General features: G+C 54.9%; 12 protein-coding genes. 3 read left to right on the top strand and 9 right to left on the bottom strand.

The genetic code is table 11. From position 1 onward, the window contains the following. Both ACR0L4_RS18800 and ACR0L4_RS18805 read left to right on the top strand, forming a co-directional pair. Positions 1-1,669: Ig-like domain-containing protein (locus ACR0L4_RS18800; protein WP_480514600.1), on the top strand; the 1,669-nt coding region annotated here is incomplete at its 5' end. A gap of 118 nt (positions 1,670-1,787) precedes the next feature. Then, positions 1,788-2,801: an NAD-dependent epimerase/dehydratase family protein gene (locus tag ACR0L4_RS18805; protein ID WP_480514601.1), complete on the top strand. Its 1,014-nt coding sequence runs from the start codon at positions 1,788-1,790 to the stop codon at positions 2,799-2,801. 658 nt (positions 2,802-3,459) lie between these two features. On the opposite strand, the gene ACR0L4_RS18810 is transcribed toward ACR0L4_RS18805, so the two are convergent. The 7 genes from ACR0L4_RS18810 to ACR0L4_RS18840 all read right to left on the bottom strand — a co-directional run bounded on the left by ACR0L4_RS18810 (position 3,460) and on the right by ACR0L4_RS18840 (position 11,999). Next, entirely contained in the window at positions 3,460-4,719 is a 1,260-nt protein-coding gene (locus ACR0L4_RS18810; protein ID WP_480514603.1) for an O-antigen ligase family protein, read from the bottom strand. Then, complete coding sequence (locus ACR0L4_RS18815) at positions 4,716-6,299, bottom strand: GMC oxidoreductase (protein ID WP_480514604.1); 1,584 nt, start codon at positions 6,297-6,299, stop codon at positions 4,716-4,718. Before ACR0L4_RS18815 ends, ACR0L4_RS18810 begins: the two co-directional genes overlap by 4 nt. After that, entirely contained in the window at positions 6,296-7,468 is a 1,173-nt protein-coding gene (locus ACR0L4_RS18820) for a glycosyltransferase family protein (RefSeq protein ID WP_480514605.1), read from the bottom strand. The genes ACR0L4_RS18815 and ACR0L4_RS18820 overlap by 4 nt, the downstream gene beginning before the upstream one ends. After that, positions 7,465-8,406 carry a sulfotransferase family protein gene (locus ACR0L4_RS18825; protein ID WP_480514606.1) on the bottom strand — a complete coding sequence of 314 codons (942 nt, stop codon included), beginning with the start codon at positions 8,404-8,406 and terminating at the stop codon, positions 7,465-7,467. Before ACR0L4_RS18825 ends, ACR0L4_RS18820 begins: the two co-directional genes overlap by 4 nt. Before the next feature lie 198 nt (positions 8,407-8,604). Then, a complete protein-coding gene (locus ACR0L4_RS18830) occupies positions 8,605-9,744 on the bottom strand; it encodes a glycosyltransferase family protein (protein ID WP_480514607.1) in 1,140 nt (379 codons plus the stop codon). 6 nt (positions 9,745-9,750) lie between these two features. Further along, positions 9,751-10,788: a glycosyltransferase family 2 protein gene (locus ACR0L4_RS18835; RefSeq protein WP_480514608.1), complete on the bottom strand. Its 1,038-nt coding sequence runs from the start codon at positions 10,786-10,788 to the stop codon at positions 9,751-9,753. Beyond that, the gene (locus ACR0L4_RS18840) at positions 10,785-11,999 is read right to left on the bottom strand and encodes a glycosyltransferase family 2 protein (RefSeq protein WP_170754274.1); all 1,215 of its coding nucleotides are present in this window, start codon (positions 11,997-11,999) and stop codon (positions 10,785-10,787) included. The genes ACR0L4_RS18835 and ACR0L4_RS18840 overlap by 4 nt, the downstream gene beginning before the upstream one ends. Positions 12,000-12,139: 140 nt before the next feature. Here ACR0L4_RS18840 and ACR0L4_RS18845 point away from each other — a divergent pair, with 140 nt between their 5' ends. Continuing rightward, a complete protein-coding gene (locus tag ACR0L4_RS18845) occupies positions 12,140-13,387 on the top strand; it encodes a polysaccharide biosynthesis/export family protein (RefSeq protein ID WP_480514609.1) in 1,248 nt (415 codons plus the stop codon). Positions 13,388-13,396: 9 nt separating this feature from the next. Here the strand turns inward: ACR0L4_RS18845 and ACR0L4_RS18850 are convergent, their stop codons facing one another. Next, positions 13,397-14,647, bottom strand: a complete 1,251-nt coding sequence (locus tag ACR0L4_RS18850) for a glycosyltransferase (RefSeq protein WP_480514610.1) — start codon at positions 14,645-14,647, stop codon at positions 13,397-13,399. Positions 14,648-14,757: 110 nt separating this feature from the next. Continuing rightward, on the bottom strand, positions 14,758-15,702 hold the full coding sequence (locus ACR0L4_RS18855) for a glycosyltransferase family 2 protein (RefSeq protein ID WP_480514611.1): 945 nt from the start codon (positions 15,700-15,702) through the stop codon (positions 14,758-14,760). Positions 15,703-15,759 lie beyond the last annotated feature (57 nt).

Genomic DNA, 15,759 nt, shown 5'->3' on the forward strand with positions numbered 1-15,759 from the left:
CGGTGTAAGTGGCTTTGTCCCGGTTGCCCTGCTGAAGGGCGTCCGCAACCTGGCCGGAACCGAAGCAGATATGGAAGCCAATGGCCAGTTGATTGCCATCGATCCACCGCCGATCGCAGGTGACGATTACGTCAGCGTCGAAAGCTCGGGATCTTCGACAATTGACGTGCTGGCCAATGATGTCGATCCGGACGCCGACTATTTGACGACGCTGGACGTTAGCGGCATCTCCAGCCAGCCGGGGCATGGATCTGTAGCAATAGTGAACGGTGAAGTCGTCTATACGCCGAATGCCGGTTATGTTGGATCTGACAGTTTCGAATACTCGATCAGCGACGGCAAAAGCACCGATAGCGCAACAGTATTCCTGTCCGTTGGTCAGCGTGATTTCTCCGGGGAAAGTCGGGCACTGACCGTTGACCTGTCGCAAGGCTCTTACGCTTTTGCGGCAACTATCATGGCCTTTGGCGACTCGCTGACGCAAGGCTATAAGTTCGGAAATCCTGAAGTCGAAGGCGGATTCCGCGACGATCTGTTCGACATTTTATCCGCAAGTAATATCTGGATCGACTATGTTGGCCGGTTCAACAGCGGACCTGAGGGTATGCCAGACAGGGATCACTCTGGCCTTCCGGGGCACTCATTGTCGGAATCACTGACAGATGATCCGAACGACCTAATGAATTTTTCATTGGCCGTTGACGAGATACGCCCCGATGTCACTTGGTTCATGATGGGAACGAATGATCTGAACGGATCGGCAACAAAAGTTGATGAAGTTACCAATGGAATACAGGTCCTGATCGACCAGTTCTATGCGTTGGAAATTGCACAAAACCGTCATCTAGTTATCTCACTGGTTCCGGTTAAGCCCGATGTTGGCAGTTTAGTTGCAGCTACCAACGAAGGCTACAGCACCGTTGATGGAGAAATGGTTATTGGAGACGCGGGTAACGGCACGTTTGTCCCGGGCATTCGACAGATCGTGACGACCGCGTCAGCCGAACATACAACGCTTCACCTATTTGAACCTCCGATCACCGAGAGTGAGCTTCTGCCGGATCAGGTACATTTTACCGATGCCGGTGACGCACTTTATGCTCAGGCCGCAGCCAACTTTCTGGAAACCGAAATCGGCTTTTCTGCCGGAACAATCGACGGGTCAGTGGTTTCCATGGATGCAGTCAATGTGATTGGTGGCGACGCGGGCGACTTGCTGCTTGGAGATGCACAGGACAATCTTCTGAACGGTGGGGGCGGCAATGACGTTATTCGTGGTCGCGCCGGGGATGACAACCTGCTGGGTGGCGCAGGTACTGATCGCCTAACTGGTGGAGCAGGCGCTGATACCCTTGCTGGCGGAGAGGGTAACGACAGCTTTATCTTTGCTACGGATTTCGCCATGAATGCCGCTTCAGCAGATATCATTTTAGATTTCGGTTTAGGGTCTGACCGATTGGTTTTTGATCAGTCGCTGGGTGCGGCAATTGTGACGGACCAAACCGATGGATCTGGTGTTATCGTAACTGTCAATGGTGCCAATATTAAAGTTGACGGTGCGGATGCGCAACTACTCAAAGGAACCTCATCTGGAGAGGGCGCATTTGATATCACCTCCGACACTTCGCTGGTTCTGTTTGTTCAGGATCCCGATATTTTGTTGGCCTAACCAGGAACATGGACTTAAAAAGTAGCCTTCGCACCCAAACAACTTGGAACGATGGGCTTGAAAATTCACCCATCGTACTCTTCAGAACCGGTAGCTATTTCACCTAAAGGACTTTGCAATGACACAGCCGATCTATCTCGTTACAGGTGCAGCTGGATTCGTTGGCCAACACTTGGTTAGCTTTCTTCTCAATCAAGGCATCCAAGTTCGCGCCATGGTCCGAAAGGTGCAACAAGCAGAGACGCTGGAAAAAATGGGGGCTGAAGTTGTAATTGCGGATCTGCAACAACCACAGACGCTTAAAGCCGCCGTTCAAAATGTGGCCGGAGTATATCATATCGGTGCGGTATTTCGGCAGGATAGCTTATCGGATTCCGAGTTCTTTGATATAAATGCCGAAGGTGTGCGCCGGATTCTGGACGCCGCCATCTCAGCGGGTGTCCCGCGAGTTGTGCATTGTTCTACCAACGGTGTACACAGCCACATCCAAAATCCACCTGCCGATGAAACCGCACCTTTCAATCCGGGGGACATATATCAAGAAAGTAAACTGGCCGGTGAAGAGATTGCGATGGAATATTTTCGCAATGGTAAGATACGCGGCGTCGTAATTCGCCCGACGATGATTTATGGTCCTGGCGACGATCGAACGCTGAAGCTCTTCCGGATGATCGAAAAGCGTAAGTTCTTTTATGTAGGTGATGGCCAAGCCTATCAGCACTGGGTGGATGTGCGTGATCTAGCCAATGCTTTTTTTCTGGCCATGAACAACGACGATGTGAATGCAGAAGCCTTTCTGATAGGCGGCGCTGATTATCTGACTTTGAGAGAGGTTGTAAGAGAAATTTCTCAGCAACTCGGTGTCCCAGAACCTAGGCTGCAACTACCAGTTGCACCGGTCATGGCACTAGCGCACGTCGTTGAGACTATATGCAAGCCTGTAGGCATTGAACCGCCCCTATTCCCACGTCGAGTGTCATTTTTTTTAAAGAGCCGGGCCTACGATATTTCGAAGGCAAAGAAGATATTGGGGTACGAACCTCGTTCGAAATTTCCCAAAGAGATCAACGAGATTATAAGCGCGTATCGTGAGATCGGTGCATTATCAGGCGCGCGACCAACAACTCCCTAGCGTATGAGCTTCGGTAACGAAAGAATCCCGATTAAGCCGTTTTCGTAAAATACTTGATCCGCTGAATAGGCTATTTTTAAGCTCTATTACTGTCCGCTCTGGTTTCGATCGTGGTTTTCAGTTGAGATCCGTAAGCGTAACACCGTCCCCACTGCGATTTAGTGCTTTGCCTTTCTGGGAGTCCACCACTTTGCAAGAATCAGGACTTCGAGCCGAAGTTCATCGGCTGGGGGTGCATTTGAACCGAAATCGCCGGGAAACCAAGCACCCGCAGAAGCGCGACGGGCGCTTGATCAATTTAAGAGCTCCGCGACCGGCGCGCTTGGCCAAAACGAAACCGATGAATATGAAAACCAGATCTGTCAACCCTCGTTGTGAATGAGGGAGCATTGGGGAGCAGGTCACCCATATTGCTTCGGTGCGTCGCCCTAGCGCAAACCATACATTTGATGGAGACAATGCCAATCAAAACGCACCGATCGCCAACCCGAGACCTACCAGGAGATTTCAGGAAGAAAGGCCCAAGACGCATAATTTGCTCGTCGCTTTGCCAGAAATAGGTTGGTCACGCTGCCCGATAAATACAGTTGCCAATAGCATCGCTCCAACAGAAATCTGGTTAATTTGGTTAAGCTTTCTCTTTGGGACAGATTTAGTATTATCGGTTTTGATCAAACATACTTCTCTTGTTATGAGGAGCTGATGCGCTCAGAATACTAGTCAGCCCACCCGTCAAAAACAGTATTGTTAATATAGAAAACGGGGCCAATAAACTTGATTCCGTTACACTCTTCGCTAGTGTAATAGAGCTAACGCAAAGAAAAAAAACTGTGGAAATTGGCTCTGATTTTCTGTGAAAAATCAAAATGCTGCCAACCGTCCAAACCACGGTTAAAACACAAAATACCAATCCAATCAGACCTTGGTGCACTGCAATTTCGAAGTATGAATTGTGAAATGAAAAAGTAGCATATGTGGCTTTATGAAATTCCTCATAAATGCGACTAGCCTCAGACAATTTGTCATATGGGGTCCAGAACCCTCCGGCACCGACACCAAGAAACGGAGTCTGCTGAATCTGTTGGTTCGCATATTGCCACAGCAAAGTTCGACCGGTGAGTGTAGCATCCTTACCAAATGCTTCGAGAACCAAGGTAATCGGGTTTATTGATTGGGAAGAAAAAAATGATGAGGCTAGAAAAAAAATAAGGCCCAGAAATATGAAGACAACAACATAGAACCAAGAGCGTTTCAACAGTCCACAGCGAGGTATTATCGCCACCAAGAGAACAAGTCCAAAGATACCGATTGCAAGCAATATCGCCGTAGCTGAATCCGCTCTAAGCATCTGTATTATAGCCAACATAGCGGCAGCCACTGCCATCAGCCTCACCTTTATAAGAAAACCGGAATCCGTAATGATACATAGCGATGAAAGCCAAAGGATGACCATGGCAGCCCCCATCGCATTCTTGCTTGAAAATACCCCTCGCGCGGCGGTTCCGGTTCCTAAATAAGGCGCCAGAAAGCTCTGCACGCCATAGTAAGCAGATGTCAGCAACAGGGAAATCAGAATATCCCGCGCGGTCAGACGTGTCGCAATGAAATAGCAGATCATGACAGTAAGTGTCAGTTGTAGGCCTGACCTCACGATCAAACCCGTTTGATCCCCCCACAAAGCGGACAGCAGCCACCAGGCCGGAAAGACGAACAGGATAGCACTGCGTGCAATCAGCGGAAAGTTTCTGTTGAAATCCCGGACAAAGGCCCAGGCAAAATATAGCGCCAGCGGGTACAGGATCAGTTCATCATACCGGAACTGCTTGAACGTGACGAAGAACCACAAGGTCACCAGCACGTGGTCGCGCCGATGCTCGAACGCCTCGCGTTTGGAAGAATATGTCTCCGTCACAGTCATGCCGCCAAACCTGCCCGGTACGTTGCCACTATATGATCGGCCAGACGCAGTGCCATGGCAACCACGGACAAGGTCGGGTTGGCCTGCCCGGACACGGGAAACACAGAAGCGGAGGCGATAAACAGATTGTCAGCGCCATGAACGCGGCAATTGGAATCGACAACGCCATCTTTCGGATCTACCGACATGCGTGTCAGGCCGATCTGATGGTAGCCATCGCGGGACTTTCGGATGATGGTTTCGGCAAGGGTCTCATCATTTGGCAACGTCAGTTCAGCCGCACCTGCCGACTGCAACCTTTGGGACAGCAGCTTGTGTGCGTTGACCAGGGCCAGAACAGTACGCTGCCCATAGCGAAAATCAATCTTCAGCCTGTACCGTCCTGTCTGATCCATAGTGTCCGACAGTATGACCCGGCTGTCGTATTCCGGGAAATGTTCGGCATGATAGGCCAGCGCATACGGTCCTGCACCCCGAGTCACCAGGCGCTGAGGACGCCGAGCGATTTCCGCGGAAAACCGCTTTGCTCCAGAGCGTACAGCATCGAGCACTCCGACCGGATCCCGCAGTATATTGGCAATATGCGCACCTGATCGTTCCACGCCACCCGGACGTTTCAGCAGGTGCTTCATCGAAATCTCACCCGATTGGTTGCGGGGATCGGAGGAATCGAGATTCTCGACCCAGAACGCAATATTGGATGGTGCATCACCCGTCAGGGTAAAGCGCCGGCGGTAAGGGCTGTGGCTGCTCTCGCTCTGATAACCAAAGCCAGTACAAACCCCGGGGTTGCGGAACGTGATTTCGGCTGCGGCTCCGGTCAGATGGCCCATGTAGTACCGGCCAAGCGTACCCGATGATCCACCGAATGCCTCGGGCCGCACAGCCTGATCCAGTAACAGAAGACGGGTCGTTTCAAGCCCGCCACAGGCAAGAACGACCTGCCGGCAGGGCAGGGTGGCGGTCTGCCCGTCATGCAGTATTTCAAGCCTCTGCACCTGCGGCCGCGGACCTTCGCTCCAGCGCATTGAAAGGAGTTGTGCCTGTTTGAGCAGATCGACCGGCTCACGGCCCTGTTTTAACCGCTCCTGCAGGGCATCTGCCTGTCCCAGAGCGTTCAGCAATTCGACTCGCTCGACACTTACACCCTCAACCAAGGGCCAACCGGCAGGCGCGGGTTTTTGAAATTCAGTATCCGAGTCCAGAAATTCTGCAGCCGGCGCGATCCATCTTGCGTAATCTTCAAAAGAAATTGGCCAGGGATGCATATGCCGTCCGGATTGCGCCGAAAAATCTTCGGGGTCGAATGGTACACAGCGCCCGCCCCAACCCAAAAGCGTACCGCCCACGGCCTCGCGGTTGGTGCGCTGGCGGGGGTCGTGGGTGTCACGCGACACAATCTCATCCCGGTCAATTGTTCCGTCGATTTCGCCGGAATTGAAACCGCCCTGTTCGATGACCAGCACTTTCAGCCCGGCGCGGCCCAGGGCAAATGCCAAAGCCAGTCCAGCCGCCCCGGCCCCAATGACGCAGGTGTCATAGTCTTTTGCCTGAGCTTCTGAGAGGCTGATCTGGGTCATTGCGGTTTCACCTGTTGTGCGGCGCTGCGTTCCCGACGTGCAAGCCCGGCCAGCTTGCGCAGGGTGACCACAGGAGACGCTTGAACCGGGCCAATACGCGCGGTCGTCCCCTGATCTTGCTGCAGGGCGTGCAGGCGGTCTGGAATCGCAGCGCTCGAATAACGATTGACCGCGATGCTGCGCACTTCAGAGCAGCGCTTTCGTGTGCCAGCCGGATCATTGCGCAGCGCCGTCAGAATGTCCGGTACTTCGGCGGGTGAGGCATATTGTGCCAGCGGTCCAAAGGTTTCGCGCAGCCTGCGATCCAGGATGCAGGGGCGTTCCATCAGCATCGCCTCCAGCACGGTACGCCCAAAAGCTTCGACCCATCTGTCGCTGTGGAAATAGGAAAAAACATCCAGGCTATCCAGAAAACGCTCGACCGGTTCGCCGTTAAACGGAACGATCTCCCACCCGCTCAAGTCGACGCCTGTTTTTTCCAGTTCATGAACTGGACATCCCATGACACGGGTTTTCCAACCCGGTCCGGGCGGCACCAGCGAAGTGGTCACATCCGATGCCAGATCGGGCCATTTCAATATGTCGTCGCGGCTGTGCCGCCCGATCGTTGCAACTGGCTGATCAAAAACCCGCCGGGTGGGTTCCCAATGGGTTATATCAAAGGCATTCACCCAATCCGCGCTGGTCAGGCGCACAAAGGGCGCAAAGCTGCGCAGATGCTTGCGGATCACGCCCGAAACGGGTGCCCACATCGGGCTGATCCCGAAGGCCCCTTTGATCAACCGGGTCGTGGCGATCGGATCGTATTCCAGCGACCCATCCCCGCGGAACGGCGGGTGATGCGCCACCAGAACCGATGTCTTCGCACGGATATCCGCGCTTTCGGCCACTTTGTGAAAAAAGGTCAGCGGATGATGGAAAAAAACGGTATCGGCGATCACCGCGCTGCCCCGTGGCATCATCTGAAACCCATCCAGATCGGCGAGCCCGGTCACAGCGGCGTTGAACTTGTCCCCGGTGCCTTTGAAAAAACCCGACGTGACCGGCAGCAATCCCACCGTGGCGCCGACCCCATGAAACGCCTTTGCGTCGGCCAGCATCGCGGCGGCTGTCCCACCCGAGAACCGGGGGTCGTAAACCAATGCGATATCCACCCGTCGGGTGCTCATCCCCGGAACCCGGACCAGATGGCCGACAGGTCGCGGTCCAGAAGATCAGACAGCCCAGCGTTCCGGTCCGACAGGTGATGCGCCAGATAAGCCGCCGTATCCGGTCGCATGGCGGGCGGTTTCTCCGCCTTCAGCAAGATCGGATTGATGCGTCGGAACCAATGATAATGCAGCTTGTTGCGTATCTTTTCCGACAACCCCGTCTCTTGCCCCATATGGTTGCGATACCGTCCCGCTACGATCCGGCCGCCGATCCGGTTCAGCCATTGCTGACCTTTGGGCATCGTCGGATAATAGGTCCGATTGAACCAGGTCTGCAGCGTCTCCACATCCATCTCGGGCGCCCCGATATGGGCGGTGACACGGTTGAGAAACATCTGCTTGTCGGTCAGAAAATCCTCGAAGACGGCGACATGCACGGCATCATGCCCGAACACATCGAAATACCCGGCAATATGGGGGGCGTAGGTCGAACCCAGAATGATTGAACTGTGCCGGCTCAGAGCCTGCTCAAAGCTGCAACTCAGCCGTCCGCTGCAGATCAGATGCCAATATTGCGAATACGCACGTTTGACCGGATCGCGCAGCAGAAAGATCAGCCGCACATCGGGCAACAGCTCTTTGATGCGCCGCGCGGCCACCGCCGAAAACAGATAGGTGGTGGAATCCTCACCGATCAGCAACTTGTCCTGAAATCTGGCGAACCGGGACGTGTACCAATCCAGATTGGCGGCATGCTCCTGGCGGGTATCAAACCACTTCAACTCGGGCCCATTTGCATTCAGGAAATCAGGATGGGTAATCGGATCATCCGCATCGAAATAGTGGATCTCTTCGTCGGGTATTCCAATCTGCGGGCTTTGCCCAAGGATGAAATGCAACGAGGTCGTGCCGCATTTGGGTGCGCCGCCGATAATGAAATCAGGTAATCTTGTCAAAGTCCTGAGCTCTTGGGTCATTAGAGGATCTCAATAAAAATTTACTGCGGTAAACGCGGTCAGAGAATAAACCGCTCCCGGTAGGGAATCCAGATTGCAGAGACCGCCCAACCGCAAGCGCCGCTGACATGTTGCAGGAGCCAGCCCGTTTTACCATCCCAAAGCCCGCCCTTAGGCTGCCATAGGGTGTGTGCATGCTCAAACAGGGGGCACTCCGGCCGCCTGAAGAAGTTCCGCCGTTGTTTCCGAACCCTCAACAAACGTACTTTTGGGGAGTGAAAGAAGCTGTTTTCGCAACGCCGCAATCGGTGAGCGATCCAACAGCAACCCGGCGATTTCAGCCTCAAGCATACGCTCCACCGGCTGCTCCAGAAGGATACCGCTGCCATGTTCCTGCAGCCAGCGTGCGGTTTCGGTTCCGGCAGGGGCCAGCGACGGTGTGGCAAAATACCCCCCCTCGTAGATCCGATTGGGCAGCAGCCAGACGGAATTCGCCCCGGCCTCGTACCAGTCTCCGGCCCAGACAAGATCAACCGAACCATACAGCTCGGCCAGATCTCCCGGTGCGGAATACCGCCCGCCGAACGCAACATTTTTATACGGCTTCAATTCCCCTTCGAAATCCGTGAACACACCGGGCGCGGGATAGCCGCGCAGGCTGAGCGTCACGTCGTTGGGAAACCGGCGCGCCAGACCCAGTAACAGATCCAATGAACGTCGGCAGCGCAGATTGCCAAACCATCCGATCCGCAGCGGCCCATCAGATGCGTTTTCGGCCGCTTCCAGCGATGGGCGAGGGGGGAAGTCATCCCCTTCAATCATGAGATTTTCCAACAGGAACGCCCGGTAGGCCCCCGGGTAGTGCACCGCAAAATGCTCGGTTTCGAACCGCGGCGAGGAAATGACCACGAGGGCGCACTGCGTCAGCAGGCTTTTTTCAACGCGCCGCAATGCGCGCGCAACCGCACCTTGCCCTGTCAGCTTGTGATGCACATCCAGGCATTCATAGATCAGCGGTGTATTCAGGCCCAGTTTGCTGCGGGTGCGGACCGCCATCGCCAGCATATCCAGATTACGGGCATAGATGGCATCACAACTCTCCAGCAGGGCGCGTTCGCGCGCCGCGATGCCAGCTCCCCGGAAAATCGACATGATCCGTTGCCCATAGGCGTTGTCACGCGTCTCTCCGAGGTCGACAACCGGCCAGTCTGTCGCCTGCTTTGCCCCCCGGTGCGGCATGAACCCGACCACCTCGTGCCCTGCGCTCTGAAAAGCTCGGGCCCGTCGACGGATGGCGGGTTCATTCGAGTTATGGCCAAAAAATGCGATCTTGGACATGTCGGTTCAGGATCTTTCGCTGGCTAGTGGAGGGGGTTCGGTCTTGTGCCTGCCTCGCAGCACGCGCAGCAGAAAGCCCAGCCCCCAGGCCAGATGCATCGTGGCAAGCGCAAGACTGGCCGTCAGCCCGCACAGGGATCTGTGGCGCAGGGCAATCTGCAGACCCACGCCCAGAATGACAACGCCGTAGAACAGCGGCCAGAGCAAAAGCAGACGGGTCACCGGCAAAGCCAGCACGCTGAGCACAACAAGACCCGTATGAATGGCCGGTATAAGCTGCCTGAGACCTGGTCGGACCTTGTGTTTCAGACAGGTCTGGGCGCGCCCGGTGCCATAGTTCCAATATTGCTTCCATAGACGTCTGGCCGAGCGCCTTGGGAAATAGCCGATGCGCAGATCGGCATTCAGCCAGATCTTTCCGCCTCCACGGGTCAGCCGCAGGTCATATTCGGCATCTTCATTGGCAACGAAACTTACATCATACCCACCCAAAGCCCGAAAGCCGGATAGGCGAAAGGCGGCGTGATGCCCGTGATCGTAGTAGCCCGACTTGCTGCCACCGCGATGCGGGGATCCCCCGGCCCCTAACTTGCTGTCCGCCACCCAGACAAGACCACGCTGAAAACACCCGCCGCTATCGGCCATGGCATCCATAGGCACGACGACCGAGTCGACCTCTTTTGCAACAAGACACTGCGCAAGGTTGCTGACATATCCTACAGGGTAGGCCGCATGTGCATCACATCGGATGGCAATGCCGAATTCGTCAAATTCCCCCTGAAGCAGAAGGTTCATGGCCGCTGCCTGCGTTTTTCCGGGATTATGGATCAGGCGCAAATTATCGAAACGGTCCGTCAGTTTCGACACGATGGCGCAGGTGTCATCCGTGCTGCCGCCATCAGCCACGATAACCGGGCAATGTGAGGCGACCGGATCGCCGACAATAATGTCGGACAGGACGTTTTCGATATGCGCCGTCTCGTTCAGAGTGGGGATCAGAACGACAACACGGGCCGGGTCGATATCATGCGAGGTATTGGTCACCACTTGTATGCCTCATCCGCAAGGTGATCGACTTCGGACACCTCTCCAATATGTGACGAGGGTCGGGGGCGAAATCCAGCTCGGGCGCAAAAGCTCGCGACACTGGCAAACTGCCCGAACGCATGCCCGGACAAAGCTTCCCGCGCGCGCCAGACAGAGCCGCGCCCCAAGGCGTTGACGATGGTCTTGCCTGTCGCCCCCCTGCGTGCCAGTGCCAGAAGTTGGTCACGCATCGGCGAAAGATAAGCCTCGCGGTTACCATGCTTTCCGGCCATGGCCCGGATGACGATATCGATTTCGGTCGCCGACAGCCCTTTCGAAGGTTCCATGTCTGCCGCCGTCTGAAAATCTTCGAGTGCAGCCGCCCAGTCGCAGCGCCGTGCATAGACGCAACCGCGTTGCAGATAGCCCGCCCGCAGCGCCAGTTCCGGCGACCCCGCGCGAAACAGCGCAGCATAAAACGTAATCGGCAGCCGGTCGCGCAAAGCTGCAAAGATTTCCCTGTCACTCTGCAGCCATACCGTATCCGATTGAGCCGCTGAATGCTGCTGAGCCGCCGGACCACGTGCACCGTCATGCTTGCGCTGGAAAAACAGGGCATCATCAACCAGCGCGATCGGAAATCGCGTCCCCAAACGGACAAACATCTCATAGTCTATGGATCGACTAAGATCTTCGCGAAATGGCCCTATTGTTTCGTAACATGATCGCCTGACCAGACAGGCATTCTGGAAAAAGAAGATATCTTCCAGCAGATGGCGAATGACACTGCCCGAAGACAAATCGGGCCAATATCCCGTCCCGAAGAAGGCTTTTTGCCCGCTGCGTTCATCCACGGAAAATCGGGTATGCGCCCCGGCCACTAGCCCCGCATCGCCGCTGTCCAGAACCTGCGCCAGCTTTTCGGCCGCATCCGGGCAGGCGATATCGTCGTCGTCGCATATCCATATATAATCACCTCGAACCTCTTTCAGCGCAGCATTCAGCGCGGCGGATTTTCCCTGATTTTCCGCCCGGAAATACTGCAATGAGCCGGTTTTGTCCGCCTCAAGCGCCCTGCGCGCGATCTCGGGTGTGTCGTCGGTCGATCCATCGTCCCAAATGACAATCTGACTGAGCCGCCGGCTCTGGTTCAGCAGCGCATCAATGGCCTCACCTAGGTAGCCACTCCTGTTGAAGGTCGGGATGACCGCCGAAATAGAACCTTGCAAAGAAAAGTTCCTTAAGTGAAAATTTGCTGTGCAGCCCCAAATGGGAACATGGGCCATTTTCTTATGTCTGGCACCATATGGAGGGGCAAGTCTTTGTTTGTCACTACAACATTGCCGCACGGTGCGGAAGGAACGGAACTATGCTTCGACTGCTGGTCTTTTGCCTTGCAACTTTGATTGGCGCCTCGCTGGGATATGCCCAATCTCTTGACGCGTCGGACACGTACCGCCTGTCGCCCGGGGACAGGATCAGCCTGCGCGTAGTGACCTGGAACGAAGATGAGCGCGACTATGTCATCTGGCAGGCGGTCAGCGGCGAGTTCCTGGTGCAGAACGAAGGGCGCATCATGGTGCCTCTTGCAGGTCGCATTCAGGCCGCAGGTTACACGCCTGAAGAACTTGCCGACAACGTTGCCGACGCATTGAAAACACAGGTCCGCAGCAACAGTTTGCCCTCGACAGCTGTCGAGGTGGTGGAATACGGTCCCTTCTTCATCATGGGCGATGTCGCCAACCCCGGCGCTTTCCCAACCCGCCCCGGGCTGACTACCATACAGGCATTTGCCTTGGCCGGCGGCCAGCGACGCGCGGGCGAATTGAGTCTCGACACATTGGGTATTCTGCGCGACTCCGGCTCGTTGGAACAAATTCAGGCCGAACTGCTGCGCGCCAAAATCGCCTCGATTCGACTAAAAGCCGAGATTGAAGAACAAGCCGAGCTACACTTCCCCGAGGATCTGCTCCAGTCTGACAACCCGGTGGATCTGAACGTTATGCTGGATGAAGAAAGACGAATTTTTACCGCACGTAAAACTGCGCTGGAACGGGAACAGGCCTCTCTGACCGAGTTGATTTCGTTGCTGACAACGGAAAGCAAATCTCTTGAACAGAAGATCGAAAGCCAGCAGGAACAGCTGAGTCTGGCAGAAGAGCAAATGCGGAATATAGAATCCCTGGTCGAAAAGGGCCTGGCCAGAACACCACAGCTGACACAAGCAAAGCGGGCGGTTTTCGATCTCGAGACACAGTCGCTTGATCTGCAGAACAGCTTTTTCCGGGCAAGCCAAAGTATCAAGGAAGCCGAACGCGATATTCTGGCCCTGATCGCGAACCGAACTACACAAGCTGCTGTGGAACTGCAGACCGTGAACGCGCGTATTGAACTGCTGAACAGCCGTCAGGACACGGCGCGCAGATTGCTGCTAGAGCGGGGATCGGTCGGGTTTGAGGATGAAACCCGCCAATATGACACCCTCTTCAGCCTGCAGCGTGGTCGCGGCGACGCACGCAAAGTTATTCAGGGACCCGATACAATTGTCATACCCGGAGATGTTATCACCATCGAACGGGTTTTGGTTGACCCCGGCAGCGCCGCCCCTCCTGGCTAGGCCCGGTGGTCAGCCCGCGAATTTCAGGTAATCCAAAAGTTCGTCGTTGTGCATCCGCGCCTGTAGCTTGGACATCACATTTTGTCGGCATTCCTTTGTGCGCCCCTGATCTGAAATCATGTCTATCAGCGTGGAAACAAACTCATCGGTCGTGGATACTTCTGTCACAAGCCCGTCTAGCGTATCGCCATAGGCTTCAAGCGTTTGCTTGAATGTTAGAACCCGCATGCCAAGCTCCAGATAAGTACCGATCTTGATACTGATCCCGCTGGCAACCAGCATCGGTGCGATACCGATTACATTTCCGTTGCCCAATTCGCGCAGGTCTTCGATGAAACCCAGGCACCGGACACCCTCGGGCTTGTCCTTAACCCAATCCGAGATTTCACCAACGATCCACAGCTCGCACTCCACCTTGGATCGGACGCGCGGCCAGATCTCATTCAGGATCAGATCCAGCGCAGCTCGGTTGCCACCATGACTGACGCCAATGAAAACAACACGCGGCGTATCACCAGCGACACCGGTATTCTCGGCAATGACCGGGCGCATCCAGATATGATTGATCTGCGGAAGCCGCTGCTGCAATTCAACAGCCTCGATCTGCGAAGCGTGAATACACAGGTCTGCCTGCCCCAGACGTTCACATTCCTGCTCGAGAGTGATCGGAATGTGATCCGGTGCCCGGCCTGCCTGTTGAAAGGCCTCGGCGCGGCTGGAAAACAGGTCATGCATCAGGACCGCGCGTTTCTGAGCTTCGCAACCGCCAAGTAAGGGGGCAAGCGACGAGTATTCAGCAACAACGATGTCGTTGGAGCATGTGTTTACCACATTCTGAACCGTACGTGCTTCTGATGGCTCCAGTGTTTTGCTCAAATCACTGGGATAGGGCTGACGCGCCCCACCAAACCAGCGGGATGGCAGGGAACTGGCCTGATAGGCCGCGCGGCGCAGGGCTTTTATCCAGACGGCGAGGCGGGTTGAAAAACAGACCCCCCCAATCCGAACCGTTCCGGGCCACTCTACCGTGATCCCGCGATCGGCAAGAATACGATCAGGTCTGCAGAACGGAATACGCCCAAAGCTGGTGACTGGCGCCATCACAATCCGAATACCGTACCCCGCATCTGCAAGGCAGGTACATAGACACATCAGATGCACCCCGCTGCCCGATTGCAGGTTGTTGATCCGGCGATGTACCAGGATCGTCGCCCGTCGATCAGCGCCCGGAGTTTTCGAAATACCTTCTGAAGGAAGCAAGATCCCGGTCACCTTAATGATGTATCATTTACGGACTCCGTCGGGACCCGGCTAATCCAAACTTAGTTTTGTTTTGTCGTTATATTCAATAAGGATGTTAAAACTCTAGGTCAGCTTTTTGGCACCAAACCAAGTTTCTTGCCAACGCTCTCTGCCAACTGGCGTCCCACTCTGGGCAAAGCAGAGGGGTGACGACTCGCCAGTCGTATCGCATCGCCCAGGCGCACTGACTTCAGCGCCTGCAATATCCGCTCCGACACCATCATTTTACGCAATGCAGTTTCACGGGTTTGGAACAATCGAACGGATTGGACATCAATAATTTCTGAGTTCTTCTCAAGAAATTCGCGATCCGCCCCAATAAGGGCGTCGATGTGGTCAGGATTGGCCCGATAAGATATCGATCCGTCCCGAACTGTATAAAGATAATCCGGTTTGGGCCATATGAGCACTTTTGCACCGCTAGCAAGTGCGTTGAAGATCAAATGGCAGTCTTCGCCGTTTCGCAGTGCGGGCTTATAGGCCACTCCGGTGTGCTCAAGAAACGAACGTCGAATAATCGGTTTCAGGTAACCTATGCTCTTTGAATGGCGAGAAACCTGATTGCGTCCAACATATTCCTTGAGGGTCATCAGCTGCGAGGGCTTTATTTCATCACCTGACAAAAATGGCGTCCTGTCGATGGATCTACCTTCGCTGTCAACCCGGGCAAAATTTCCCAAGACTATGTCGGCGTCGTACCGCTCTGCTTCGGCAATCATCTCAACCAATCTATTCGGCAACATCGTATCATCTGCATCCAGAACGCACACCCAGGCTCCAGTAGCGATTTCCAAAGCAGCGTTACGAGCTTGAGCAGGCCCTCCGTTTCTCGCCAGTCGAAGAAAGGTTACATCGTCACGCTCGGGAATTGCCTCTGCTATGTGATCATCAGATGCGTCGTCCACAACGACGACCTGGATCGATACTGAATGCTGCGCCAGCGCGCTGTCGACGGATCGCCCTATCGTCTCAGCAGCATTCCAGGCCGCGATTATTACCGTTGCATCGGTCATATGGCTCAACTACGCTTTGGGCGATTTCAATACGTTATATAGCGGGTCCGAATGATA

This window comes from Ruegeria sp. AB5, assembly GCF_056542645.1.